Below are 23,509 nucleotides of genomic sequence, written 5' to 3'. Positions count from 1 at the left end.
AAGCTGAATCGGGACGACTGAGCCAGAAATGTGACATTGCCCGCAGCGCCCGTCGTCGCAGCATGCCAGGCAGCATCAACACAGGGGACAAAGAGCGGAAAGTCCGGGCATCCGGACCCGCTTTTTCGTTAGGCTCCATTGCCCCCATGTCCAAATTCCGGGTCGCCCGGACCACCTCCGGGCTCCTGAACTAGCGGCGGAATCGCACCAGTTCGTAGGCCTCGCGCAGATCGCCCCCCGTATAGGCATGCGTGGCCAGACCCGACAGATGGTGATCGGCGTTCATCGCCACCGCCGTGGGCACTACCGCGAAGATCTCCGCGTCGGACATGGAATCACCATATGCAACGCATGTGTCCAGGCCTACCCCAAACTCTGCACAGAGCCGATTCGCGATCTTCACTTTCGCGGCGGCAGTGAGAATGCCCGACGGCTCCACAGGCCGGGTGAACGGCACGTCGGGAAAGCGTGATCCATGTGCCGCATGAGCCCCCCAGCCCAGCAGCCGCTCCACAAAGAAGGACGGTGAGAGGGAAATGACGGCGCAGTAGTCCCCGCTCTCACGGATCTCCCGCCACACCTCCTGGATACCGTCGAGCCAGGGTGCAGCCTCGAACGCTGCCGAAACATGAGCCTCCGTGAGGCCGCCCCAGAGCCCATGCACACGCACCGCATACTCCGGCGGGCCTATCGTTCCGGCGATCAACTCCCGCTCCAGCTCGCCGATCTCCTCCAGCAGCCCCAGCTGCCGGGATATCTCCACGGGCGCCGCCGATCCACGGATCAAAGTGCCGTCGAGATCGAAGATGTGAAGCCTGGGTCTTCTCTTCCGGTACGCCATGTAACGCCGAGGTTAGTACGCGGCGCTACTCCCGCTGTCAGACGCGATACGTCTGCCCGCCCGGCACGGTGTTTCACGTGAAACCACTCAGGCGCCCCGCGCGCCGGGCTCTCCTCGTCGTCCATGTCGCCGCATCCGCCGGCCACGTGGGGTCTCGCCCGACACCGCTGGGTCTACGCGAAGTTCTGGCTGACGCTCATCACCATCACCGCATCAGTCTTCGCGCTGCGTCCGGGTGTCAATGCCGCGGTCGACACCGTGGCCTCCGAGGCGACGCTGACGGACCCTCTGGGCTTGGTGATGGGACCGGTCGTCTCCTTCACGGCGTATGTCTTCATGACGGTTGTCTCGGTACTCAAGCCGTGGGGTCTCACCCGTCGCGGTCGGCGCTTGCGCGGCCTGACCACTTCTCGGAAAGCGCTGGACGAGCGATCACTGGGTCCGACAGCCTGACCCTTATGTCGACACCGCTCTCCGAGCTGCCCATCCGCCGCCTGACCACCGACGACCTCACGTCCTGCGCAGATCTCTCCGAGGACCGGGGCTGGCCGCGCGAGGAGCACAAGTGGGGGCTGCTGCTCACGGCCGGTACGGGGTACGGAATCGATGACCCGGAGGGCAAGGGTCTGGTGACCGCCTGCGTGGTCACCTCCTACGGCCGCGGGCTCGCCGCGATCGGGATGATGCTTGTCGCCGAGCGGCACGCCCGCCGGGGCGTTGGGCGCCGCCTGATGCAGCACGTTGTGAACGAGGCCGGGGACACCCCGCTCACGCTGCACGCAACGCCGTACGGGCAGCCCCTCTACGAACAGCTGGGCTTCGTCGACACCGGCCGCGCCGAGATGGTCCACGGCCACCTGCGGGCCCCGGAGTCTGTCCCCGAGGCAAGGGTGACCACCCGGCCGGCGACGGCCGAGGACCTTCCCGCGATCGTGCGTCTCGACGCCGAGGTCTTCGGCCTCGACCGCACCCACATGATCACCCGGCTGCCGGCCTTCGCCGATCAGCTCCGCGTCGCGGAGGAGGACGGGGTCCTCACCGGGTACGCCGCGGCCTGGCCCAATATGCAGACCCATGTCGTCGGACCGCTGATCGCCGAGGACACGGAGACCGCGAAGGCCCTGGTCGCCTCGTTGGCGGCGGGCACGGACCGGCCGCTTCGTACGGACATCGACGTACGGCACGGGGAGCTCATCGCGTGGGTGAAGGAACACGGCCTGGAAACGGTCGCCTTCAACACCGTGATGACCTATCGCATCCCGGACCTCCCCGGCGACTGGACTCGCCGCTTCGCGCCGCTGTCGGTGGCCGCGGGCTAGCCCTTGGGCAAGCGCCAGATAATTGCAAACGCGGACTATTGCGTTCGTCGTCCATCCTGGGCAGAGCCGCTCCGGCACGGAGGAGGAAGACAGATGACCGCGACCGACCCCGCACTCACCGCGCTCTCCCGGAGCTGGTGCGCCCTCTCTCTGCTCCACGGGAAGCTCGAGGCACACGTCGAGCGCGCCCTGGAGAGCAAGCACGGCCTGAGCATGCGCGAGTACTCCCTCCTCGATGTCCTCAGCCGCCAGCACAGCGGCCCCGGCGGCCATCTGCAGATGAAGCAGGTGGCGGACGCCGTCGTCCTCAGCCAGAGCGCCACCACCCGGCTCGTCACCCGGCTCGAGGACCGCGGCCTGCTGACCCGCTATCTCTGCGACACCGACCGCCGCGGTATCTACACCGATGTCACCGAGTCCGGTCTGGCCCTGCTCGCCGAGGCACGGCCGACCAATGACACAGCGCTGCGCGAGGCCCTCGACGAGGCGGCCAAGGACCCTGAGCTCGCTCCCCTGGTACGAGCCGTCGAGGAACTGCGGGTCCCCGCGTAATCTGCGGACCATGAGCGATCTGGACATACGGCCCGCAGTACTCGGCGACATCCCGGCGATCGTGGCGATGCTCGCCGACGACCCGCTGGGCGCGCAGCGCGAATCGCCGGACGACCTCGCCCCGTACACCGCAGCCTTCGAGCGACTGAGCCAGGACCCGAACCAGATTCAGGCCGTCGCCGTGCGCGCGGACCGGGTCGTCGGGACGCTCCAGCTCACAATCATCCCCGGGCTTTCCCGGCGCGGCTCGACCCGCTCGATCATCGAAGGCGTACGGATCCACGCCGCCGAACGCGGCCTCGGTCTGGGCACCCGCCTCATCGAGTGGGCCATCGACGAATCCCGCCGCCAGAACTGCCAGTTGGTGCAGCTGACCTCCGATGCCTCCCGCACCGACGCCCGCCGCTTCTACCAGCGGCTCGGCTTCGAGGCATCCCATGTAGGTTTCAAACTCGGGCTCTGACCAGGGGAGTTCACCGTGCACCGGATCAGTGACGACCAGCGCCGCATCCGGCTCGGCCGCCGCCATCTGCTGGCCCCGTCCGTACGAGCCGACTCGCCGGTGGCGGTCGCCGACGCACTTGTCGCGCTGCACGCCACCGATGCCGCGACCGTCTTCCTCTCCGCCTGCGCACGCCTCACCGACCCGAGCGTCCACGCAGTGGAGCAGTCTCTGTACGAGGACGTGACGCTGGTCCGGCTCCTCTCCATGCGGCGCACCCTCTTCGCAGTCTCAGCCGAACTCGCCCCGTACGTCGACGCGTCCACCGCTCGCGCCATCGCGGTCAAGGAGCGCAGGACACTGCTCAGCCACCTGAAGGAGGACGCGAACGGTCTGGACGAGACATGGCTGGCCGAGGCCGAGGAATCAGTGCTCGCCGCCATCGCCACACGTGGCTCCGCCACCGGCAGCCAGCTCTCCACCGACGTGCCGGCACTGAAGACGAAGATCACGGTCTTCCCCGGCAAGAAGTACGAGACGGTGCAGGGCGTTGCCACCCGTGTGATCCGGCTGCTCGCCGCGGACTGCCGCATCCGGCGGGACCGGCCGCGCGGCTCCTGGACCTCCAGCCAGTTCCGCTGGACGGCAAGCGACCCCTGGCCCACGCTGTCGCCCACCCAGGCACGGACCGAACTCGCGCGACGCTGGCTCCAGTCGTACGGACCAGCCACCGAGTCCGACCTCAAGTGGTGGACGGGGTGGAGCCTCGCAGACGTACGCAAGGCACTGGCTGCCGCCGGGGCGGAGGAGGTCGAACTCGCTGAGGGCACCGGTTATGTGGCCCCCGGCGACACGGCACCCGAGGAGCCCCTGGAACCCTGGGCCGCCCTGCTGCCCGCGCTCGACCCGAGCGCCATGGCTTGGGCCGACCGCCGCTTTCACCTGACCGCGGACCACAGCGCGGCGCTCTTCGACCGCTCGGGCAATGTCGGACCCACGGTGTGGTGGAACGGGCAGATCATCGGCGGCTGGGCCCAGCGCGCGGACGGCGAGATCGTCTGGCGGCTGCTGACGGACCCCGGCTCTGAGGCCGCCGCCGCCATCGCAGCAGAGGCCTCACGGCTGTCGGGCTGGGTGGCCGAGGCCCGGATCACGCCGCGCTTCCGCACCCCGCTGGAGCGGGAGTTGACGGCCTGAAGCGAGCCCGGGACCCCGCTCGCTGCCGTTTCACGTGAAACATCAGCTCCGTTTCACGCCTTGAGTCCGCGCCAGCCCCCCTTGTCCACGCCACCCGGAACAGCCGTCCCCGGCTCATACGGCTCACGGGTGAAGACGAACGACCCCAGATCGAGGTGGCTCACCGAGCCGTCCTCAAGCCGCACCACACGCAGCGTCTCCCCCGCGTAGTAGCCGTCGCGTCCGGTCCAGGTCCCATCCACCTCCGCGGCGAAACGCGACCCGCGGCCGGTGCCGCCGAGCGGCTGCAGTTCCACGCCTCGGTCGGCGACCAGACGCAGCCCGAAGGATTGAGTCCCCCAGTACCAGGGCCCGGTCAGCTCCAGCAGAGCGTGGTCGACCTCCGGCAGTGGCCGCCAGGGCTCGGGGATGCGCGGTTCGGCCTCGGCCACGATCCGGACGAGATCGGCGGCCACTGCCGCGGCGAGCGGCCCCGAGGTGGCGTTGGCGAGCGCGACGGCCGCGATGCCGTCGTCCACGCTCACCCAGAGACCCGCGAGGAAGCCGGGCAACGAGCCCGTATGCCCGACAAGGGTGCGGCCGTCCTTCCGTACGATCTGCATCCCCAAGCCGTAGGTGCTGTCCCACTCGCCGGCCTCGGCCGGCACGGACGGCGTCCTCAGCTCCCGCACGGACGCCGCGCTCAGCACGCGCTCGTCGCCCTCGGCGAGGAACGCAGCAAAGCGACAGAGGTCGGCGGCGGTCGACCAGAGCTGTCCGGCCGGGGCCATCAGACCAAGGTCCTCGGAGGGTTCGGGGAGCATCACATCGGCCCAGGGATGCACCGCCCAGCCACCGGCATGCGGGGCCTCGGGCTGCGCGCTCGTACGGCGCAGGCCCAGCGGTTCCAGGATCTCGCTCCGCAGTGCGTCCTCCCAGGAGGCCTTCCGTACCGTCTCGATCAGTGAACCCAGAACCGTATAGCCGGGGTTGGAGTAATGGTGGCGCCGCCCGACCGGATGCATCCGCGGCTGGTCTCCGAGGACGTCGGCGAGTTCGGGGCGCAGCGAGCCAGGCGTGCGCTCCCACCACGGCGCCGGCGTCTCCGCGCTCAGGCCGGCGCTGTGACCGAGGAGCTGAGCGATGGTCACATCCCCGACCCCGGTGCCGGGAAGGTGCCGCTCCAGAGGGTCGCTCAGGTCGAGCAGACCTTCTTCCCGCAGCCTCAGCACCAGGACGGCCGTGAAGGTCTTGGTGATGGAGCCGATGCGGTACTGGGTGTCGGCGTCCGGAGCATGTCCGTCGACCGAGCTGCGGGAGCCCGACCACACCAACTGCCCGTCGCGCTGCACCCCGGCGACAAAGGAGGGCGCGCGCCCTTCGGACTGGGCAACGGCGATGCGGTGAAACAGCGCCCGCTGCGTGGCAGGAAGGAGCTCGTCACAAGAGGAGGTCATGAGGCAGGTCTATCTGGGCCGCCTCGTCACGTCGAGCGCATGACGTGACATTACGCGGCGCGCGGAAGAGAAGCCTGGCTGTCGCGCGACGGACAGCTTGCACTGGAAGCGCCCCCCTCCTGCCGCAGCGCGGCGCCGCCCCCCTTGTCGCTCTCGGGGTCTCACTCGGACAGCCCGATGAGACGACAAGGGCAGGGAAGCGGCGTACGCCGCCGACGACGGGGCGGCGTACGCCGACGCGGTGTCGGAGTACGCCGCCCTGGGGCGGGACGAGTTGCGGGAGGCGGCTCGCGCTGTCATGGCGGTTACTTCGGGTCGCGGTCGAACTTCGAGGTCGACCAGAAGTAGCCGAGCACCGCGAGACCCAGGCACCAGACGATGGCAAGCCACCCGTTGTGGCCGATCTCGCTGCCGAGCAGCAGGCCCCGCAGGGTTTCGATGGCGGGCGTGAACGGCTGGTACTCGGCGATCGGCTGGAACCAGCCGGGCATGGAGTCGACCGGGGTGAAGGCGCTGGAGAGAAGCGGCAGCAGGATCAGCGGCATCGCGTTGTTGCTGGCGGCCTCGGCGTTCGGGCTGATCAGGCCCATGCCGACCGCGATCCAGGTGAGCGCCATGGCGAAGAGCACGAGCAGCCCGAACGCCGCCAGCCACTCCAGGGCGGTTGCGTCTGTGGGCCGGAAACCGATGGCCACTGCGACGGCGCCCACGAGGACCACGCTCATGATCGACTGCAGCACGCTGCCGACGACGTGCCCCACGAGCACCGAAGGGCGGTGGATCGCCATCGTGCGGAAGCGGGCGATGATGCCCTCGGTCATGTCGTTGGAGACGGACACCGCGGTTCCGACCACAGTGCTGCCGATGGTCATCAGCAGCAAGCCCGGGACGACATACGCGATGTATGCGGAGCGGTCCGGACCGCCGCCGCCGATGCCCGAGCTCATCGCGTCGCCGAAGATGTAGACGAAGAGCAACAGCAACATGATCGGCGTGAGCAGCAGGTTCAGGGTGAGGGACGGATAGCGCCGCGCGTGCAGGAGGTTGCGGCGCAGCATCGTGGACGAGTCGCGTACGGCGAGGGAGAGGGAGCTCATCGGACAGCCTCCTTGGGCTGGCTGGGCAGGCTGGACCGGCCGGGCTGCGGGTCGGTGCCGGTCAGGGCGAAGAACACGTCGTCGAGGTCGGGGGTGTGCACGGTCAGCTCGTCGGCCTCAACGCCGGCGGAGTCCAGCCAGTCGAGGATGGAGCGCAGCTCGCGCTGGGTGCCGTCGCTGGGGATCTGCAGCGCCAGTGCCTCGTCGTCCCGGGTGACCTCGCGCAGGGCGAGGGCGGCCCTCTGGTACGCGGCCGGGTCGGCGAAGCGCAGCCGCACGTGTCCGCCGGGTATCAGCCGCTTCAGCTCCTCGGCGGTGCCCTGGGCGGCGATCTTGCCGTCGTTGAGCACGGCGATGCGGTCGGCGAGTTCGTCGGCCTCCTCCAGGTACTGGGTGGTGAGGAAGACGGTGACGCCGTCGGAGACCAGCTCGCGGATGATCTGCCACATGTTGTGCCGGGAGCGCGGGTCGAGGCCGGTGGTCGGCTCGTCGAGGAAGATGATCCGCGGGTTGCCGACCAGCGTCATGGCGATGTCCAGGCGGCGCTTCATGCCGCCGGAGTAGGTCGAGGCGGGCTTCTTCGCCGCCTCGACCAGGTCGAAGCGCTCCAGCAGCTCGGCGGCGGTGCGCCGCCCCTCGCTGCGGGAGAGGTGGTGCAGGTCCGCCATGAGGAGCATGTTCTCCTCGCCTGTGATCAGGCCGTCGACGGCGGAGAACTGGCCGGTGACGCCGATCGCGGCGCGCACCGCCTGGGGGTCGGTGGCCAGGTTGTGGCCGCCGATACGGATGTCGCCGGTGCCCGGGTCGGCGGAGATGAGGGTGGACAGGATCTTCACGGCGGTGGTCTTGCCGGCGCCGTTCGGGCCGAGCAGGGAGAAGACCGTTCCTTCGGGGACGGCCAGGTCGACGCCGTCGAGCACGACCTTGTCGCCGTAGGACTTGCGCAGCCCGTTCGCCACGATGGCCGGGTTGGTCATGATGGGTGCTCCTTTAGAGGCTGCGGGCGGTGATGTCGCCGTAGGCGGTGGTCGCTTGGATGTTCAGGCCGGCGGCGGCGCCGGCGGTGTTCTTCAGCGCGTTGTGGATCCGGCCGTAGGCGGTGCCGGCGTCCAGGGAGGCGGAGACTCCGCGAGCGGCGCCGACCGACACCTCGCCGGACTCGGTGCGCAGCACGACCGTGCCGCGCACGGCCTCGGCGATGTGGATGTCGCCCTTTTGGGTGCTGATCTCCGCGGGGCCGCCCAGGCGGCCGACCGAGACGTCGCCGGCGAGGAGGGTGAGGCGGGCGCTAGCGGCCTCGTCGAGCTTGACCGAGCCCTGCGCGCCCTCGAAGGCGACGTCGCCGAGCCGTCCGACGCCCCGGAACTCGGCGCTGGCCGTCTTCGCCTCGATGCGGGAGCCGGCAGGCAGCTGGATTGTCACCTCGATGGATCCGGAGCTGCCGAGGATCCGGTTCTTCGCCGGTGAGGCCTCGATCCGCAGGACACCGTCGCCGTATTCGACCGTGATCTGCTCCGCCGCCTTCACGTCACGGCCCTTCGAGGCGTCCGCGGGCAGGACCTCGACCTTGGTGTCGGCCCGCTCGGCAGCTATGAACCGGATGCGTCCCGCGGGGATGTCGAGGACGGCGGAGATCGGGGCGGGGGTGTCGAACTTCTGCATCGTGCTCTCCTTCGGTCCATTGTTTCTGACTTTGGAAACGCTACGTTGCATTCAAAGATTCGACAACATAATCATTGCGTTCAATCACCATCGCGGCAGGTAGATGCCGCGAAATCGTTGCAATGGATTTGGCTCTAATGCAACAACAGCCACCCTGTTCGTTGCAATGAATGAGGAGTGAACGCTATGCTGGAGACACCCAGGACCACGAAGGAGACCGCGATGCCGGGAGGCAGGCTCACCCAGCAGGAACGTCAGCAGATCGCGCTGGGGCTGGCCGACGGCCTCGCCTACGCGGAGATCGCCAGACGCCTCGACCGCCCCACCTCGACGATCACGCGCGAGGTGATGCGCAACGGCGGCCCCACCGCCTACCGCGCCGACCTGGCCCACCGCGCCACCGAACGCCGCACCCACCGGCGCAGGCAGGCCGCGCCCCGAGGGCAGGGGGCGCCGGCGCAGAGCCACGGGCGGGACGCCGAGGCCGTGCGCGAGTACGAGGAGGCGTTCACCACCCTCCTGATGCAACAGGGTCTGCCCAAGATGACGGCTCGGGTGCTGACCTGCCTCTTTATCGCCGACGCGGGCAGCCTCACCGCGTCCGAACTCGTCCAGCACCTCCAGGTCAGCCCGGCGTCCGTCTCCAAGGCGATCGCGTTCCTCGAAGATCAGGGCCTCATGCGCCGGGAACGCGACGAACGCCGCCGCGAGCGCTACTTCGTCGACGACGACGTCTGGTACCAGTCGACGATCGCCAGCGCCCGCGGCATCGCCCAGGTCGCCGAGACCGCACGGCAGGGCGTCGGCATCCTCGGCCGCGACACCCCGGCCGCCGCCCGCTTGGAGAACATCGCCCGCTTCAGCGACTTCATCAGCGAGAGCATCCTCCGCGCCGCGGAACAGGTCCGCGAGGTCCTCTACACGGAACCCGAAGCGAGCTCAGGCGGCACTGCCACGCCAGGTTCGGATCGCGGATAGACAGCGGATAGACAGCCGTCTTGATGGTCACAGTCAGTGGTGCCCGCGCCGGATCCTTCCTCCTGAGCCGACCCCATCGCGCGCCCGCCAGGCGGCCTCCTTCATGCCGTACTCACGGGCGAGACGGGCCAGCGCGTTGCTGCGTGCTGGACGACGCGCTTGCGCTGACGGACGAGGCGATGCAGATGTGAGATGTCGAGTTGGTCCGGGTCGGGGCCGGGGACAGGGTTGATGCGTTCTCGCATCGCGGGATGAAGGTGCCGGTCACAGCGGGCAGTTGACGATACCGACGCAGAAGGGCACGGCCCTCGTTGATCACGTGGAGTCGAAGCCGCGTGAGCCAAAGGATCCGTGCCCGGATGCCATCCTGCCTGATCGAGGATCTCGCCCGCACCCTCGATGTCATCGAAGTTCCCCTTGACCAGGAAGCTTTCGCCGGATCCGCGGAGGTGACGACGCTGCTGGACGCGTTGACGCTCGTTCCCGATCCTCGCCGCAGGCAGGGATGCCGCTATGCGTTGCCCCGGAAAGGCGACGCCCGCCCTGCAGCCGTGACTTGAGCCGAGCGGAGGCGGGCGATGCTGTCCGACCGGCTCGGCTAGAGAACGCTGGTCACGTTGTCGAGAGTCACCTCGGCGCCCATGATCGCGTTTCGCACCAAATCGACGACATTCGGGACAGCGATGGTGGCGACACCATGCCTGACTCGACAACTGATCGAGTCGCTGCCCTAACCGCCCGGGCCGATGATCGGGCACGCCCCTCACTCACATGAGTGCCAGGGCCACGCGCCCATGACTAGCCGTCCGATCCTCAGAAGTGTTCGACCTCTTCGCCGTCCGGGACCTTGTAGCAACCGGACACTAGGTCCAGGCTCAGCATCGGCGGGTCACTCTTCGCTGCCATTTTGATGACCTTGACGCTGACCTTCTTCTTGTCGTTGTCGGCGGTCAGGGTGATGCTTCTGCTCTTGCTGTTATTCGGTCCGTATTCGACGATCTCCCACCCGTGCTTGGGCAGTTCTCTCTTGAGCCGCTCCATCGCTTCATCGAGGTCGCTCGCCGAGGCGGGGGTGAAGCTCCACGGATGGAAGATGCGGAAGTATGTCTTTGTGTCCTTGCCTGAGCAGCCCGTCACTCCCGGAAGGCTTTCTGACGCTTTTCCCTTCACGCCAATCAGGTCGTAGATACCGCTGGAGACCTTTTCCATCGTGTCGGCGGCGTCACCCGAGGTGCTCGTGCCTGCGGACGGGACGCCATCGCTCTTGTCGTCAGTCATGCCACATCCCGTCAGGATAGTGAGTACAAGGGGTACGGCGAGCACGGAGGCACGCGTTCTGGTCTTCACGTCTGAGCTCTCCTACTTCGAACGCAATACTTCTTCACTCGTCAATGGGTTGGGCGGCGGCTTCAACTCCACTTTATCGCCCTTCCCCACTACCACCAGGGCCTGATTCTGCAGACTTGTCGACCCCTCATCCCAGTAACCGCTGTGGCCTTCGGTGTCCGTGGTCATCTGGTTGGCGCCGAATTTCTCATCGCTGGGAATTCTGAAGTTCAAACCGTCCCCGCCGTGTCCATAGCGGCCGAGATCCGGGACCACGTCCCCCTTGGCTTCCTCGTTCCACACATGGCCCTTGGGGACATCCATCTCATCGGCACCCGACACCTTGACGCCGGGGCTGCCCGCGAAGACGACGTCATCGGCGTTGAGGTCCCCTGTCTCTGCCGCCGCGCCGATCAGGGTCGTCCCGTACGAATGGCCGATCACGGTACGGTGCGGTGCCGTATCGCCGGTGTGTGACGTTTCCAGGCCGTCCAAGAACCGGTTGAGCGCCGGTGCGCCGTCGTACGCGTAGTGCTCGAACGGGGCGTCCTTGGGTACGGAATCAGGCGCGTCGTATCCGAGCCAGGTGATGGTGGAGACGGATTCACCACCGGCTTTGGCGTCGGCCGATCTCCACACATTGACCGAGCGGTTGATGTCGCCCTCGATCTTTCCGAGCTCCGCTGTCGTACCCGGCACGTAGACCGACTGGTGATCCGCGGTGTCCGGGTTTCCGTTGGCGAGGATCGCGCGGCCGTCGCCCTCGGTGCTGAAGCCCAGCAGAAACGCCTCGGGCAGTCCTTTCCTGCCGGTCTGGTCGAAGCGGTTCTGGATCGCGTCCATGCCGTCGATGGATTTGTGGGCGCTCTTCCGTGCTTTTTCCCATTCCTTCCACGCCACGCTGTCGACCTTGACGCCCTTCATGATGGTGCCGGTCATGGGGTTGATGTAGTCCGTGTACCGCGTGGGCTCAGGATGCTTCTTGAGCCACGTGTCGTATTCGACCTGCGCGGCACCTCGGGCCTCGGCGAGCACCATCCGGTTCGCGTCGTCGCGTACGGCGGAGGGAAGGCCGTCGAGCGCTCCGATGCTCGCGGGGTGCATGGAGACGTAGGCGTCGCGCTGCTCCTGGGAGAGGCCGTTCCACCAGTTGGCGTTGTCCTGGGGCCAGTCGTTCTTGGGCGGTGGCTTGATCGTGTCGAGGTAGGCATCGGCCGCGTCGCGCACGCCCCCCGTGTCCGACGTGACGTCCGTCCAGTCCCGGGCGGACACTGTCAGGTCGTCATCGGCCTTGAGGGCCCGTAGTTTCGGCGCCCACTTCGTGTCCGCGTCCGTGGCTTCCTTGAGCGCGTCGGCGATCCGGTTCGCGTACCCCATCGCCTTGCCGTAGTTCGGGTTCGGGTGGATGTTCGCCGCCTGGCGCTCCAGGGCATCGGAAGTGGGGCTGCCTCCGGCACTCCCCGTCACCGTGCCGCCATCAGCGACCTTCTCGTCGCCTGGCTTCTTACCCGCTGGATATGTGACCGAGCCGTCCTCGTTCACCGTGCAGCCCTCGGCGTCCCCGATCGCCGTGTCCAGATTCCGCTTGGCGGCCGCCATGTCGTAGGCGAACCCGTTGAGGGCTGTGCTGATCACGCCGCATTCGGTCTGGATGTAGTGGAAGTTCTTCGCCAGGGCTTGAAGCTGCTTCTGTGCCGCCTCCGCTGCCTCACCCTGCAACGTCTTGCGCATGCCTGCGGCCACGGTGTTCTCGACGCGATCCTTGGCTGCCTGGGCCACGTTGCCCATGGAGCGGTATCCGTCGGCGGCGTCCTCGTACTCGGAGGGCTTGAAGGCCTTGAGGGTGGCGTAGTCCATCCCGCCCGTCACCGGCCCTTCGCCTGGCCGCCGATGGCGTCCGTGTCCGCGTACTTGAGGTTCAGCCTGCCCATCTCGCCCTTGACCGCCTCATCGGACGTCAACAGGTCGCGGCCCACCTGCTCCAGGATGCTCTGGAGTGAGCCGCACCGCTCGCTGACGCTTTCGGCGTACTTCTTCCAGGAGTCGTACACGTCTTTCTGCGCGGCCGCGCTCAGACAACCCGTGGTTGCGCCGAGCCCTGCCTGGCCGTTCTCCAGTTTGGTCAGCCCGGTGCCGATGCTCTGGCGAAGGGAGCCCACCCCTTCGCCGGCCGTGGCCCACGCCTTCTTGCTGGACTTCAGGCCGCCTGTCACGGCGCTGGGCCCGGAACTGGGCTCAACCGGAACGTGGTTGAGCTGCATCGCTGCGGACTGCCGTCCGGTCACATCGGCTTTGATCTGTTCCCACTCGTCCCACGCCATGCGTAGCCCCCGTTTACCCCTGTGGATCACACCAGCCAAGAACACTACATCGCACCAGCAACACACAGCCCATGAGTACCTGTACCTATGCGAATGAGCACCTGCCCCGGGGCTGTAAAAGGAACGGTGTAACTCCTGATCACGGAAGATGCTCCGATGACCAGCGACAAGATGATTGAACCTGAGCCCGTCGAAGTGGCTGAGCCGCAGCGGTCTCTGGCCCTGGATCAGCAGCTGATCGACGAGCTGGTAGGCCGTGCCCCAGGCCGAAGGCCCGCAGCTGACCAGCGAGGGCGGACTCCTCCAGCAGCTGACGAAACGGCTGCTGGAGTCCGCCCTGGAAGGCGAGGTCACCGATCACCTCGGCTATGACCGGCACGATCCGGCCGAAAAACAGCGGCAACTCCCGCAATGGCACCCGCTCCAAGACGGTGCTGACGGATGTCGGACCGGTGGAGATAGCCGCGCCCCGCGACCGCAACGGCTCATTCGAGCCGAAGATCGTGCGCAAACGACAGAGGCGTCTGACCGGTGTCGACGAGATGGTCATCTCACTCGCGGCGAAGGGTTTGACGACCGGCGAGGTCCAGGCCCACCTGGCCGAGGTCTATGGCACCGACGTCAGGTCTGCGCCATGTCCACGAAGCGTGAGTAGTGCCCCTGGAAGGCGACAGTGATCGTCGCCGTCGGGCCGTTACGGTGCTTGGCGACGATCAGGTCCGCCTCGCCCGCGCGCGGTGACTCCTTCTCGTACGCATCCTCGCGGTGCAGCAGGATGACCATGTCGGCGTCCTGCTCGATGGAGCCTGATTCACGCAGGTCGGAGACCATCGGCTTCTTGTCCGTACGCTGCTCGGGACCACGGTTCAGCTGCGACAGCGCGATCACCGGGAGCTCCAGCTCCTTCGCCAGCAGCTTGAGGTTTCGGGACATGTCCGAGACCTCCTGCTGACGGCTCTCCGCGCGCTTCGAACCACCGGACTGCATCAGCTGCAGATAGTCGATGACGACCAGCTTCAGATCATTGCGCTGCTTGAGGCGTCGGCACTTCGCCCGGATCTCCATCATCGAGAGGTTCGGGGAGTCGTCGATATAGAGCGGGGCCTGCGACACATCCGGCATACGGCGCGCGAGCCGGGTCCAGTCGTCGTCCGTCATCGTTCCCGAGCGCATGTGGTGCAGCGCCACTCGTGCCTCGGCGGACAGCAGGCGCATCGCGATCTCGTTGCGGCCCATTTCGAGGGAGAAGATCACGCTCGGCAGGTTGTTCTTGATGGAACAGGCCCGGGCGAAGTCCAGCGCCAGCGTGGACTTACCCATGGCGGGACGGGCCGCGATGACGATCATCTGGCCCGGGTGCAGGCCATTGGTGAGTGAGTCGAAGTCCGTGAACCCGGTGGGAACACCGGTCATCTCGCCACTGCGTGACCCGATCGCCTCGATCTCGTCGAGCGCGCCCTCCATGATGTCGCCGAGCGGCAGATAGTCCTCGCTGGTGCGCTGCTCGGTGACGGCATAGATCTCGGCCTGGGCGGAGTTGACGATCTCGTCGACATCGCCGTCCGCCGCGTATCCCATCTGCGTGATCTTGGTGCCCGCCTCCACGAGGCGACGCAGCACCGCACGCTCATGGACGATCTCCGCGTAGTACGAGGCGTTGGCCGCGGTCGGGACCGACTGGACCAGGGTGTGCAGGTACGGCGCACCACCGACCCTGGTGATCTCGCCCCGCTTGACCAGTTCGGCAGCGACGGTGATGGGGTCGGCCGGCTCGCCCTTGGCATAGAGGTCGAGGATCGCCGTGTAGACGGTCTCGTGAGCGGGCCGGTAGAAGTCGTGGCCCTTGATGATCTCCACGACATCGGCGATGGCGTCCTTGGAGAGGAGCATGCCGCCGAGGACGGACTGCTCTGCGTCCAGGTCCTGCGGAGGAACGCGCTCGAAGCCGGGGGAACCGCCGTCCCAGCCGCCGGTGTCCCTGCCCCGCTCGTGCTGGTCTTCGCGGCCACCGCGGCCTTCGCTGCGGCGCTGGCGGGAGACGGGAAGACGGTCGCTGGGACCGCCATCGGCTGCCCAGGGGTCGTCCAAGGGCTCGGAAATACTCACCCGGGCCACCTCCTCCCGTCCGCCCCGCGGACCTCGCCGTGCCACTCTTTTCTACGGCACGACACTGACAAAACGAACGGCCAGACTCCGCTTCGGGCGCGTCGGGCAACGGTCCACGGTAGGCCCGTCGGCACCGTCAGCCAATCCGGTTATCCACAGGCCATGTGGACGAAGGTCCAGATGCTGTGGAGAACCCTCCTGAACCTGTGCACGGACCGGGGGACAGCTCTGTGGACAAAGTCAGAACCATCCCGCCACACATGCTTTGAGCTGGCATTTTTCCGTCCACCGGCTGTGGGGGAGAAAAACTTTGCCGACTGGACCAAGATCAGAACAAACGGCACACAGCCGAACCTCCACGTTGACTATCGGTAAGGGCTGCAGAGCAGTTGCATCTCTTACCTGTGGAAGATTAGATTGCCGCCATGACTCAGGCTCCAACGGCACCGACGGCTCTCCGGCGACGCCACGACCGAGAGATCGTCGCACTCGCCCTTCCCGCCTTCGGCGCCCTCGTAGCCGAGCCGCTCTTCGTGATGGTCGACAGCGCGATCGTCGGCCATCTCGGCACCCCACAACTCGCCGGTCTGGGAGTCGCAGCGGCACTGCTCATGACCGCGGTGAGCGTCTTCGTCTTCCTCGCCTACGCCACCACGGCCGCCGTCGCCCGCCGCGTCGGCGCGGGCGATCCAGCCGCCGCCATACGCCAGGGGATGGACGGCATCTGGCTCGCGTTGCTTCTCGGCGTCGCCGTTGTCGCCGTCACCCTGCCCACGGCGCCCTGGCTCGTCCATGCCTTCGGGGCCTCCGACACCGCCGCCCCGTACGCCACCACCTACCTCCGGATCTCCAGCCTCGGCATACCCGCGATGCTGATCGTGCTGGCCGCCACCGGGGTACTGCGCGGCCTCCAGGACACCCGAACCCCGCTGTACGTAGCCATCGGCGGCTTTGCCGCCAACGGGGCACTCAACGCAGGACTCGTCTACGGCGCCGGCCTCGGCATCGCCGGCTCTGCCTGGGGCACCGTCATCGCACAGGCCGCCATGGCCGCCGCTTACCTGATCGTCGTCGTACGAGGAGCCCGACGGCACGGCGCCTCACTGCGTCCCGACGCCGTCGGCATACGGGCCAGCGGCCAGGCCGGCGTCCCCCTCCTCGTCCGCACTCTCTCGCTGCGTGCCGTCCTGATGATCGCCACCGCAGTGGCCGCCCGCCTCGGTGACACCGAAATCGCGGCCCATCAGATCGTTCTCTCCCTGTGGAGCCTGATGGCCTTCGCTCTCGATGCGATCGCCATCGCCGGACAGGCGATCATCGGCCGCTATCTCGGTGCGGGCGACGCCGAGGGCGCCCGTCAGGCCTGCCGCCGCATGGTGCAGTGGGGCATCGCCTCCGGTGTGGTGCTCGGAATCCTGGTCGTGGTCTCCAAGCCACTCCTCATCCCGCTGTTCAGCAGTGACTCGGCCGTGCACGACACCCTGCTCCCGGCACTGCTGGTCGTTGCCGTCTCCCAGCCGATCGCGGGCGTGGTCTTCATCCTCGACGGCGTACTGATGGGAGCAGGCGACGGCCCCTATCTGGCCGGGGCGATGCTGCTGACCCTGGCGGTCTTCGCGCCGGTGGCCCTGCTCATTCCTGCGCTGGGCGGCGGACTGACCGCCCTGTGGTGGGCCATGACGCTGATGATGACGATCCGCATGGTGACCCTCTGGCTACGAGCGCGCTCCGGCCGCTGGATCGTCACTGGCGCGACCCGCTGAACCGCGACCGCTGAGCGTCGATGTTTCACGTGAAACTCGCTGAACGTGAAACTCGCTGTTTCACGTGAAACTTGTTGAACATGCAGCACGGTGAACATGAAGCACGGCACAGCAGAAGGGCTGTACCCCACGGGGTACAGCCCTTCGTACTACTCAGCCGAGCGCAGCGTTATGCGGCGACGACCTCGACGCCCAGCTTCGCGGCGACCTCGGGGTGCAGACGCACGGACACCTGGTGCGAGCCCAGGGTCTTGATCGGCGAACCGAGCTCAACGCGACGCTTGTCGACGTCCGGACCACCGGCGGTCTTGATCGCCGAGGCGATGTCGGCCGGGGTGACGGAGCCGAAGAGACGGCCGGCGTCGCCGGAGCGAACAGCCAGACGCACCTTCACGGCCTCGAGCCGGGCCTTGATCTCATTGGCCTGCTCGATCGTCGCGATCTCGTGGATCTTGCGGGCGCGGCGGATCTGCGCCACGTCCTTCTCGCCACCCTTGGTCCAGCGGATCGCGAAACCACGCGGGACCAGGTAGTTGCGAGCGTAGCCGTCCTTGACGTCAACGACGTCGCCGGCAGCACCGAGGCCAGAGACCTCGTGGGTGAGGATGATCTTCATGATTCGGTCACCCTTCCCTTATCGCGCGGTGGACGTGTAGGGCAGCAGCGCCATCTCACGGCTGTTCTTCACGGCCGTGGCGACGTCACGCTGGTGCTGCGTGCAGTTGCCGGTGACGCGGCGGGCACGGATCTTGCCGCGGTCGGAAATGAACTTCCGCAGCATGTTCGTGTCCTTGTAGTCCACGTATACGGTCTTGTCCTTGCAGAAAGCGCAGACCTTCTTCTTCGGCTTGCGCACAGGCGGCTTCGCCATGGTGTATCTCCTGTGTGATCAAGAAGTGGGGTACGAGCAGCCCTTAGAAGGGAGGCTCGTCCGAGTAGCCGCCGCCGGAACCGCCGGAGCTTCCGCCCCAGCTGCCCCCACTGCCCTGCTGCTGGCCGCCGCCGGCCGGCGCGCTGGTGGCCCAGGGGTCGTCGGCGGGTGCACCGCCGCCGCCCTGCTGCTGGCCACCGCTGCTGGGACCGCCGCCCCAGTTGCCGCCGCCCTGCTGCTGACCGCCGCCGTAGCCACCCTGGCCACCGCGACCGGTGGTCTTGGTGACCTTGGCCGTGGCGTTCTTGAGGCTGGGGCCGACTTCCTCGACGTCCAGTTCATAGACCGTGCGCTTGACGCCCTCGCGGTCCTCGTAGGACCGCTGCTTCAGCCGGCCCTGCACGACAACGCGCATGCCTCGCTGGAGCGACTCGGCGACGTTCTCCGCCGCCTGACGCCAGACCGAGCAGGTGAGGAACAGGCTTTCGCCGTCCTTCCACTCATTGGTCTGACGGTCGAAGGTGCGGGGAGTGGACGCGACGCGGAACTTCGCGACCGCCGCACCGGACGGGGTGAAGCGCAGCTCGGGGTCGTCGACGAGATTGCCGACGACCGTGATGACGGTCTCGCCTGCCATGGGTGAACCTCTCGGCGGGATTGCTGCTGGCTGCTTGCTGCTACTCGAACCCGATGACCTCTGAGCTAGATGCTCAGTGGGTCTCGGGACGGAGGACCTTGGTCCGGAGGACCGACTCGTTCAGGTTCATCTGGCGGTCGAGCTCCTTGACGACCGCAGGCTCGGCCTGCAGGTCGATGACCGAGTAGATGCCCTCGGGCTTCTTCTTGATCTCGTAAGCGAGACGACGACGGCCCCAGGTGTCGACCTTCTCTACCTTTCCGTTGCCCTCGCGGACGACGGAGAGGAAGTTCTCGATCAGCGGGGAGACAGCGCGCTCCTCGAGTTCGGGGTCGAGGATGACCATCACCTCGTAGTGACGCATGTGGAACCCACCTCCTTTGGACTCAGCGGCCACGGTCGTTCCGTGGCAGGAGGGTCGTGATGCGTAAGCAACGGTAGCCGCCGCCACTGACAATCCCGGGGGATTGCGTCCTGGCCTGGGCAGACACCGGTGCAGACCGTACAGAGTACCCGCAGACGTGCTTCGGGTTGAAATCCGGTGGTCACGGACCGCACTCTGTATGCATCGGGTGTGGGCGGCGTCACAGTGCGCCGCCTTCCGGGAACGCCAGGAGGTGCTTCATGGCACAAACAATGCGACCGAACCCCACAGGCTCTCTCTTCGCCACGGACGGCAAAGCCCATCCGCTCCAGGACACCCTGATGCTGGTGACGCTGGTGCTGGGCGCGGTGTCCTTCACGACCGCGCAGTTCGACAACCTGCACATCCTCAGCTCGTGGTCCGGTCTCATCGGAGTTCTCACGGGCGCGTACGGCCAGTTCATCTCGGCCACGACCCGTGAACGCTTCCTCCTGATCGTCGGACTCGGCGCCTCGGCCTTCGGCTTCTACCTCGGGATGGCACACGGCGGGCTCTTCGGTGGCGTGATCAGCTACTAGCCCCGTTCTCCCACGGCAACGCGGGGCGTTCCCACGGCCCAGTAGGCTTCGGCGCGAGAGCCGGAGCCCCTGTACCCATGGGGACACACCTGCCGAGGAGCGCCCCGCATGAGCCTGACCCTGAGGACCATCAGCCGAGAGCAGCATCTGGCGTACATCCAGACCCTGCCCTCGGCAAGTCATTGCCAGGTCCCGGCATGGGCTGATGTGAAGACCGAATGGCGGTCGGAGAACCTGGGCTGGTTCGACAGGAGCGGTGAACTGGTGGGCGTGGGCCTGGTGTTGTACCGCCAGCTGCCCAAGATCAAGCGCTATCTCGCGTACCTGCCCGAGGGCCCGGTGATCAATTGGTACGCCCCGAACCTGGACGACTGGCTGCAGCCGATGCTCGCTCACCTCAAGCAGCAGGGCGCCTTCTCCGTGAAGATGGGCCCCCCGGTGGTCATCCGCCGCTGGGACGCACCGGCGATCAAGACCGGCATCCAGGACCCGGATGTGAAGCGCCTGCGCGATGTCGAGGCGACGCACATCGAGCCCCGCGCCTTCGAAGTGGCCGATCGGCTGCGGAAGATGGGCTGGCAGCAGGGCGAGGACGGCGGTGCCGGCTTCGGTGACGTACAACCGCGGTACGTCTATCAGGTGCCGCTGGCGAACCGTTCGCTCGACGATGTCCTCAAGGGCTTCAACCAGTTGTGGCGACGCAACATCAAGAAGGCCGAGAAGGCCGGCGTCGAGGTCGTCCAGGGTGGTTATGACGACCTGGCCGAGTGGCAGCGGCTGTACGAGATCACTGCTGTGCGCGACCACTTCCGGCCGCGCCCGCTCTCGTACTTCCAGCGCATGTGGACGGTCCTGAACAACGAGGACCCCAACCGCATGCGGCTGTACTTCGCGCGGCACGACGGCGTGAACCTGTCCGCGGCCACCATGCTGGTCGTCGGCGGGCACGTCTGGTACTCCTACGGCGCCTCCGACAACATCGGCCGCGAGGTCAGGCCCTCGAACGCGATGCAGTGGCGGATGCTTCGCGACGCCTATGCGATGGGCGCGACCGTCTACGACCTTCGCGGCATCAGCGACTCGCTCGACGAGACCGACCATCTCTTCGGTCTGATCCAGTTCAAGGTCGGCACGGGCGGCGAAGCCGTCGAGTATGTCGGCGAGTGGGACTTCCCGCTCAACAAGCTGCTGCACAAGGCGCTCGACATCTACATGTCACGACGCTGACGATGCGGCCGACCTCTTCGCGGGCGACGCCGTAATCTCGTAGATCTCGCACATACCTCTGATACACCGCAGCCACCAGAAAGGTTCCGGGCCGGCCATGGCGCTCTCCCTCTACGTCGACACCGCGCGCTGGCGGGCGCACCAGAAGTCCGTGATCGACCAGTTCCCCGGCCTCGTACCGGTCTGCAAGGGCAATGGCTACGGCTTCGGTCACGAGCGGCTCTCGGAGGAAGCCTCCCGCTTCGGCTCCGACATGCTGGCCGTCGGCACCACCTATGAAGCGGCCCGGATCAAGGACTGGTTCAGCGGCGATCTCCTGGTCCTCACGCCCTTCCGGCGGGGTGAGGAGCCGGTTCCGCTGCCCGACCGCGTCATCCGTTCCGTCTCGTCGGTCGACGGTGTGCACGCGCTGGTGGGCGCGCGGGTCGTCATCGAGTGCATGAGCTCCATGAAGCGCCACGGCGTCAGTGAGCAGGACCTGGGCCAACTGCACGCCGCGATCGAGGATGTACGGCTCGAAGGCTTCGCGCTGCATCTGCCTCTCGACCGTACGGACGGCTCCGACGCGGTCGAGGAGGTCATCGGCTGGATGGACCGCCTGCGTGCGGCCCGGCTGCCGCTGCACGCCATGTTCGTCAGCCATCTGCGCGCCGAGGAACTCGCCCGGCTCCAGCGGCAGTTCCCGCAGACCCGCTTCCGCGCGCGGATCGGCACGCGGCTGTGGCTGGGCGACCACGAGGCGACGGAGTACCGCGGCGCGGTCCTGGACGTCACCCGTGTCGCCAAGGGCGACCGCTTCGGATACCGCCAGCAGAGGGCCGCATCCGACGGCTGGCTGGTGGTGGTCGCGGGCGGTACGTCCCACGGCGTCGGCCTGGAGGCCCCGAAGGCCCTGCACGGTGTCATGCCGCGCGCCAAGGGCGTCGCCCGCGCGGGCCTCGCGACCGTCAACCGGAACCTTTCGCCCTTCGTGTGGGCGGGCAAGCAGCGCTGGTTCGCCGAGCCCCCGCACATGCAGGTCTCGATCCTCTTTGTGCCTGCGGACTCCCAGGAGCCCAAGGTGGGCGACGAGCTGGTGGCTCATCTGCGCCACACGACGACGCAGTTCGACCGCCTCGTGGACCGCTAGGCGTACGAAAGCGGTAGCCCGGGGTCTTCCGGGCCGCCCGAGGCTGCTCTAGGCCGACGGGCGGGCCTCTCCGGGCCCCTGGGGCTGCGTCCCCCACTCGACTCTGGGCCCATCCACCGCGTGCGCCGCATGCCGCGGCGGATGAGCCGCCCGTCCCACCACAAAGACGTCCTCGGCCCCGTCGAGCACACCGCCCGACGGGTCGTCCGACCCGTCCTGCCGTACGCCGTCCCGCTCCGGCATCAGGATGTCCCGTACGACTACCGCGCACAGATACAGCGTCCCCAGCAGATGCAGGGCGATCGCCAGCTGGTAGCCCTCCGGCGGAAGTCCCTGGTGCTTGGGGCTCGTGGTGTAGGCGAGGTACATCCAGATGCCCACGAAGTACATGACCTCGCAGGCCTGCCAGATCAGGAAGTCCCGCCAGCGCGGTCTGGCCAGCGCGGCGAGCGGAATCAGCCACAGTACGTACTGCGGCGAGTAGACCTTGTTCGTGAGGATGAACGCGGCGACGACCAGGAACACGAGCTGCGCGAAGCGTGGCCGCCTGGGGGCGCCGAGCGTCAGCGCCGCGATTCCCGCGCAGGCCAGGAGCATCAGCAGCGTCGCGTAGGTGTTCACCGAGTCGACTTCGAGCGGCTCACCCGTGCGCTGCGTGATGATCAGCCAGAACGAGCCGAAGTCGACCTGCCGCTCCTGGCTGAAGGTGTAGAACTTCTTCCACCCCTCGGGCGCCATCAGCATCACTGGCAGGTTCACAACCAGCCAGGCGCCTGCCGCGCCGAGCGCCGCCGTGGCGAACTCCCGCCATTTACCGGCCCGCCAGCACAGCAGCAGCAGCGGACCCAGCAGCAGTACGGGATAGAGCTTGGCAGCGGTCGCCAGCCCGATGAGGATGCCGAAGGCCAGTGCCCGGCCACGTGACCACATCAGCATCGCGGCGGCCGTGAGCGCCACAGCCAGCAGGTCCCAGTTGATGGTTGCGGTGAGCGCGAAGGCGGGCGCCAGAGCCAGCAGCAGGGCGTCCCAGGGGCGGTGGCGGTGAGTGCGGGCCACACAGACGGCGATGACCGCGGTGCAGATCATCAGCATGCCCGCATTGACCATCCAGTACGTCTGCTCCTGGTTCTGAATGGAGCCGCCGGCCAGATTGAGCCACGAGGCGACCTGCATGAAGAGGCCCGTCAGGACGGGGTACTCGAGGTACTGCATGTCGCCGGGCAGCCGGTCGAAGTACGGAATGAGCCCCTCGGAGAAACCGCGCCCCACGTAGAGGTGCGGAATGTCGGAGTAGCACGCGTGCGTGTACTGGGAACTGGCACCCCTGAACCAGGCCCAGTTGTAACACGGCATCTTCTGCACCATGCCCAGCGCAAACATCCCGATGGCCACCAGTGCGACGACGCGTACGGGCGTGAACCAGCCACCGCTGCCGCGGAGGGCGAAGCGGCCTGCCGGACCGCCGATCAGCTCGCTGCCGGACGCGGCGACGGAGTCCCGCCGCGTGGGCCGTACGTCCGGCCGCTGCGTCCGGTCCTGGTACACGCTCGTCTCTTCTGCGCTGGGCATGCTGCACATCCTGCCGTACGGAGTCGGGGACACGGCAAGGGCCGCCGCCCCCAGGTACGCACTGCTGTGCGTTCCGGGTGCGGCGGCCCTTGCG

General features: G+C 67.3%; 24 protein-coding genes and 2 pseudogenes. 12 read left to right on the top strand and 14 right to left on the bottom strand.

The window, feature by feature from the left end:
- Nucleotides 1-190: 190 nt before the first annotated feature.
- Entirely contained in the window at nucleotides 191-841 is a 651-nt protein-coding gene (locus tag OG905_RS20460) for an HAD family hydrolase (protein ID WP_328674373.1), read from the bottom strand.
- Nucleotides 842-988: 147 nt separating this feature from the next.
- Between OG905_RS20460 and OG905_RS20455 the strand changes: the two are divergent.
- From OG905_RS20455 to OG905_RS20435, 5 genes and pseudogenes are all read left to right on the top strand, one after another.
- Nucleotides 989-1,294, top strand: a pseudogene (locus OG905_RS20455) (DUF2269 domain-containing protein); the annotation flags it as partial.
- Between the two features lie 5 nt (nucleotides 1,295-1,299).
- A complete protein-coding gene (locus OG905_RS20450; protein ID WP_328674371.1) occupies nucleotides 1,300-2,160 on the top strand; it encodes a GNAT family N-acetyltransferase in 861 nt (286 codons plus the stop codon).
- A 93-nt stretch (nucleotides 2,161-2,253) separates the two neighbouring features.
- On the top strand, nucleotides 2,254-2,712 hold the full coding sequence (locus OG905_RS20445; RefSeq protein ID WP_328674370.1) for a MarR family winged helix-turn-helix transcriptional regulator: 459 nt from the start codon (nucleotides 2,254-2,256) through the stop codon (nucleotides 2,710-2,712).
- A gap of 10 nt (nucleotides 2,713-2,722) precedes the next feature.
- Nucleotides 2,723-3,175, top strand: a complete 453-nt coding sequence (locus OG905_RS20440) for a GNAT family N-acetyltransferase (RefSeq protein WP_328674369.1) — start codon at nucleotides 2,723-2,725, stop codon at nucleotides 3,173-3,175.
- Nucleotides 3,176-3,190: 15 nt separating this feature from the next.
- Complete coding sequence (locus tag OG905_RS20435; protein ID WP_328674368.1) at nucleotides 3,191-4,351, top strand: winged helix DNA-binding domain-containing protein; 1,161 nt, start codon at nucleotides 3,191-3,193, stop codon at nucleotides 4,349-4,351.
- Between the two features lie 53 nt (nucleotides 4,352-4,404).
- On the opposite strand, the gene OG905_RS20430 is transcribed toward OG905_RS20435, so the two are convergent.
- From OG905_RS20430 to OG905_RS20415, 4 genes are all read right to left on the bottom strand, one after another.
- The gene (locus OG905_RS20430; protein WP_328674367.1) at nucleotides 4,405-5,787 is read right to left on the bottom strand and encodes a serine hydrolase domain-containing protein; all 1,383 of its coding nucleotides are present in this window, start codon (nucleotides 5,785-5,787) and stop codon (nucleotides 4,405-4,407) included.
- Between the two features lie 305 nt (nucleotides 5,788-6,092).
- Nucleotides 6,093-6,884, bottom strand: a complete 792-nt coding sequence (locus OG905_RS20425) for an ABC transporter permease (RefSeq protein WP_328674366.1) — start codon at nucleotides 6,882-6,884, stop codon at nucleotides 6,093-6,095.
- On the bottom strand, nucleotides 6,881-7,861 hold the full coding sequence (locus tag OG905_RS20420) for an ATP-binding cassette domain-containing protein (protein WP_328674365.1): 981 nt from the start codon (nucleotides 7,859-7,861) through the stop codon (nucleotides 6,881-6,883). The genes OG905_RS20425 and OG905_RS20420 overlap by 4 nt, the downstream gene beginning before the upstream one ends.
- Before the next feature lie 13 nt (nucleotides 7,862-7,874).
- The gene (locus OG905_RS20415; protein WP_328674364.1) at nucleotides 7,875-8,546 is read right to left on the bottom strand and encodes a DUF4097 family beta strand repeat-containing protein; all 672 of its coding nucleotides are present in this window, start codon (nucleotides 8,544-8,546) and stop codon (nucleotides 7,875-7,877) included.
- Between the two features lie 222 nt (nucleotides 8,547-8,768).
- Between OG905_RS20415 and OG905_RS20410 the strand changes: the two genes are divergently transcribed.
- On the top strand, nucleotides 8,769-9,524 hold the full coding sequence (locus OG905_RS20410; protein ID WP_328682490.1) for a GbsR/MarR family transcriptional regulator: 756 nt from the start codon (nucleotides 8,769-8,771) through the stop codon (nucleotides 9,522-9,524).
- Nucleotides 9,525-9,883: 359 nt separating this feature from the next.
- Entirely contained in the window at nucleotides 9,884-10,084 is a 201-nt protein-coding gene (locus OG905_RS20405; protein ID WP_328674363.1) for a hypothetical protein, read from the top strand.
- A gap of 253 nt (nucleotides 10,085-10,337) precedes the next feature.
- Here OG905_RS20405 and OG905_RS20400 read toward each other — a convergent pair whose 3' ends face one another.
- The 3 genes from OG905_RS20400 to OG905_RS20390 form a co-directional block, all read right to left on the bottom strand.
- Nucleotides 10,338-10,802: a hypothetical protein gene (locus tag OG905_RS20400; RefSeq protein ID WP_328674362.1), complete on the bottom strand. Its 465-nt coding sequence runs from the start codon at nucleotides 10,800-10,802 to the stop codon at nucleotides 10,338-10,340.
- 81 nt (nucleotides 10,803-10,883) lie between these two features.
- A complete protein-coding gene (locus OG905_RS20395; RefSeq protein WP_328682488.1) occupies nucleotides 10,884-12,707 on the bottom strand; it encodes an alpha/beta hydrolase in 1,824 nt (607 codons plus the stop codon).
- 8 nt (nucleotides 12,708-12,715) lie between these two features.
- Nucleotides 12,716-13,171: a hypothetical protein gene (locus OG905_RS20390; RefSeq protein WP_328674361.1), complete on the bottom strand. Its 456-nt coding sequence runs from the start codon at nucleotides 13,169-13,171 to the stop codon at nucleotides 12,716-12,718.
- A 171-nt stretch (nucleotides 13,172-13,342) separates the two neighbouring features.
- On the opposite strand from OG905_RS20390, the pseudogene OG905_RS20385 reads away from it, so the two are divergent.
- Nucleotides 13,343-13,794: pseudogene (locus OG905_RS20385) on the top strand (transposase); the annotation flags it as partial.
- Here the strand turns inward: OG905_RS20385 and dnaB are convergent.
- Complete coding sequence (gene dnaB / locus OG905_RS20380) at nucleotides 13,793-15,259, bottom strand: replicative DNA helicase (protein ID WP_328682486.1); 1,467 nt, start codon at nucleotides 15,257-15,259, stop codon at nucleotides 13,793-13,795. The pseudogene OG905_RS20385 and the gene dnaB sit on opposite strands and share 2 nt — an antisense overlap.
- Before the next feature lie 443 nt (nucleotides 15,260-15,702).
- Here dnaB and OG905_RS20375 point away from each other — a divergent pair, with 443 nt between their 5' ends.
- On the top strand, nucleotides 15,703-17,040 hold the full coding sequence (locus OG905_RS20375; protein ID WP_328674360.1) for an MATE family efflux transporter: 1,338 nt from the start codon (nucleotides 15,703-15,705) through the stop codon (nucleotides 17,038-17,040).
- A 169-nt stretch (nucleotides 17,041-17,209) separates the two neighbouring features.
- Here the strand turns inward: OG905_RS20375 and rplI are convergent, their stop codons facing one another.
- From rplI to rpsF, 4 genes are all read right to left on the bottom strand, one after another.
- Entirely contained in the window at nucleotides 17,210-17,656 is a 447-nt protein-coding gene (rplI, locus tag OG905_RS20370) for a 50S ribosomal protein L9 (RefSeq protein WP_142214744.1), read from the bottom strand.
- Between the two features lie 18 nt (nucleotides 17,657-17,674).
- On the bottom strand, nucleotides 17,675-17,911 hold the full coding sequence (gene rpsR, locus OG905_RS20365) for a 30S ribosomal protein S18 (RefSeq protein WP_003956534.1): 237 nt from the start codon (nucleotides 17,909-17,911) through the stop codon (nucleotides 17,675-17,677).
- A gap of 43 nt (nucleotides 17,912-17,954) precedes the next feature.
- Complete coding sequence (locus tag OG905_RS20360) at nucleotides 17,955-18,548, bottom strand: single-stranded DNA-binding protein (RefSeq protein ID WP_328674359.1); 594 nt, start codon at nucleotides 18,546-18,548, stop codon at nucleotides 17,955-17,957.
- A 73-nt stretch (nucleotides 18,549-18,621) separates the two neighbouring features.
- The gene (rpsF, locus tag OG905_RS20355) at nucleotides 18,622-18,912 is read right to left on the bottom strand and encodes a 30S ribosomal protein S6 (protein WP_215093090.1); all 291 of its coding nucleotides are present in this window, start codon (nucleotides 18,910-18,912) and stop codon (nucleotides 18,622-18,624) included.
- A 260-nt stretch (nucleotides 18,913-19,172) separates the two neighbouring features.
- Here rpsF and OG905_RS20350 point away from each other — a divergent pair, with 260 nt between their 5' ends.
- The 3 genes from OG905_RS20350 to OG905_RS20340 all read left to right on the top strand — a co-directional run bounded on the left by OG905_RS20350 (nucleotide 19,173) and on the right by OG905_RS20340 (nucleotide 21,846).
- Nucleotides 19,173-19,490: a hypothetical protein gene (locus OG905_RS20350; RefSeq protein ID WP_328674358.1), complete on the top strand. Its 318-nt coding sequence runs from the start codon at nucleotides 19,173-19,175 to the stop codon at nucleotides 19,488-19,490.
- Nucleotides 19,491-19,598: 108 nt separating this feature from the next.
- The gene (locus OG905_RS20345; RefSeq protein WP_328674357.1) at nucleotides 19,599-20,717 is read left to right on the top strand and encodes a lipid II:glycine glycyltransferase FemX; all 1,119 of its coding nucleotides are present in this window, start codon (nucleotides 19,599-19,601) and stop codon (nucleotides 20,715-20,717) included.
- Between the two features lie 97 nt (nucleotides 20,718-20,814).
- On the top strand, nucleotides 20,815-21,846 hold the full coding sequence (locus tag OG905_RS20340; RefSeq protein ID WP_328674356.1) for an alanine racemase: 1,032 nt from the start codon (nucleotides 20,815-20,817) through the stop codon (nucleotides 21,844-21,846).
- Nucleotides 21,847-21,894: 48 nt separating this feature from the next.
- Here OG905_RS20340 and OG905_RS20335 read toward each other — a convergent pair whose 3' ends face one another.
- The gene (locus tag OG905_RS20335; protein ID WP_328674355.1) at nucleotides 21,895-23,415 is read right to left on the bottom strand and encodes a glycosyltransferase family 87 protein; all 1,521 of its coding nucleotides are present in this window, start codon (nucleotides 23,413-23,415) and stop codon (nucleotides 21,895-21,897) included.
- Nucleotides 23,416-23,509 lie beyond the last annotated feature (94 nt).

Source organism: Streptomyces sp. NBC_00322 (genome assembly GCF_036147535.1).
Classification (GTDB): Bacteria; Actinomycetota; Actinomycetes; order Streptomycetales; family Streptomycetaceae; genus Streptomyces.
This window is presented reverse-complemented; position numbering and strand designations above follow the sequence as displayed.

Bases quoted from the DNA above. Each gene is read 5' to 3' on its own strand.
- OG905_RS20375 (WP_328674360.1), top strand. From the start codon at position 15,703: ATGACTCAGGCTCCAACGGCACCGACGGCTCTCCGGCGACGCCACGAC.
- rplI (WP_142214744.1), bottom strand. From the start codon at position 17,656: ATGAAGATCATCCTCACCCACGAGGTCTCTGGCCTCGGTGCTGCCGGC.
- OG905_RS20350 (WP_328674358.1), top strand. From the start codon at position 19,173: ATGGCACAAACAATGCGACCGAACCCCACAGGCTCTCTCTTCGCCACG.
- OG905_RS20345 (WP_328674357.1), top strand. From the start codon at position 19,599: ATGAGCCTGACCCTGAGGACCATCAGCCGAGAGCAGCATCTGGCGTAC.
- OG905_RS20405 (WP_328674363.1), top strand. From the start codon at position 9,884: ATGCCATCCTGCCTGATCGAGGATCTCGCCCGCACCCTCGATGTCATC.
- OG905_RS20440 (WP_328674369.1), top strand. From the start codon at position 2,723: ATGAGCGATCTGGACATACGGCCCGCAGTACTCGGCGACATCCCGGCG.
- rpsF (WP_215093090.1), bottom strand. From the start codon at position 18,912: ATGCGTCACTACGAGGTGATGGTCATCCTCGACCCCGAACTCGAGGAG.
- OG905_RS20420 (WP_328674365.1), bottom strand. From the start codon at position 7,861: ATGACCAACCCGGCCATCGTGGCGAACGGGCTGCGCAAGTCCTACGGC.
- OG905_RS20460 (WP_328674373.1), bottom strand. From the start codon at position 841: ATGGCGTACCGGAAGAGAAGACCCAGGCTTCACATCTTCGATCTCGAC.
- OG905_RS20335 (WP_328674355.1), bottom strand. From the start codon at position 23,415: ATGCCCAGCGCAGAAGAGACGAGCGTGTACCAGGACCGGACGCAGCGG.
- OG905_RS20415 (WP_328674364.1), bottom strand. From the start codon at position 8,546: ATGCAGAAGTTCGACACCCCCGCCCCGATCTCCGCCGTCCTCGACATC.
- OG905_RS20445 (WP_328674370.1), top strand. From the start codon at position 2,254: ATGACCGCGACCGACCCCGCACTCACCGCGCTCTCCCGGAGCTGGTGC.
- OG905_RS20430 (WP_328674367.1), bottom strand. From the start codon at position 5,787: ATGACCTCCTCTTGTGACGAGCTCCTTCCTGCCACGCAGCGGGCGCTG.
- OG905_RS20390 (WP_328674361.1), bottom strand. From the start codon at position 13,171: ATGGCGTGGGACGAGTGGGAACAGATCAAAGCCGATGTGACCGGACGG.
- OG905_RS20340 (WP_328674356.1), top strand. From the start codon at position 20,815: ATGGCGCTCTCCCTCTACGTCGACACCGCGCGCTGGCGGGCGCACCAG.
- OG905_RS20360 (WP_328674359.1), bottom strand. From the start codon at position 18,548: ATGGCAGGCGAGACCGTCATCACGGTCGTCGGCAATCTCGTCGACGAC.
- OG905_RS20425 (WP_328674366.1), bottom strand. From the start codon at position 6,884: ATGAGCTCCCTCTCCCTCGCCGTACGCGACTCGTCCACGATGCTGCGC.
- rpsR (WP_003956534.1), bottom strand. From the start codon at position 17,911: ATGGCGAAGCCGCCTGTGCGCAAGCCGAAGAAGAAGGTCTGCGCTTTC.
- OG905_RS20450 (WP_328674371.1), top strand. From the start codon at position 1,300: ATGTCGACACCGCTCTCCGAGCTGCCCATCCGCCGCCTGACCACCGAC.
- OG905_RS20395 (WP_328682488.1), bottom strand. From the start codon at position 12,707: ATGGACTACGCCACCCTCAAGGCCTTCAAGCCCTCCGAGTACGAGGAC.
- OG905_RS20410 (WP_328682490.1), top strand. From the start codon at position 8,769: ATGCCGGGAGGCAGGCTCACCCAGCAGGAACGTCAGCAGATCGCGCTG.
- OG905_RS20400 (WP_328674362.1), bottom strand. From the start codon at position 10,802: ATGACTGACGACAAGAGCGATGGCGTCCCGTCCGCAGGCACGAGCACC.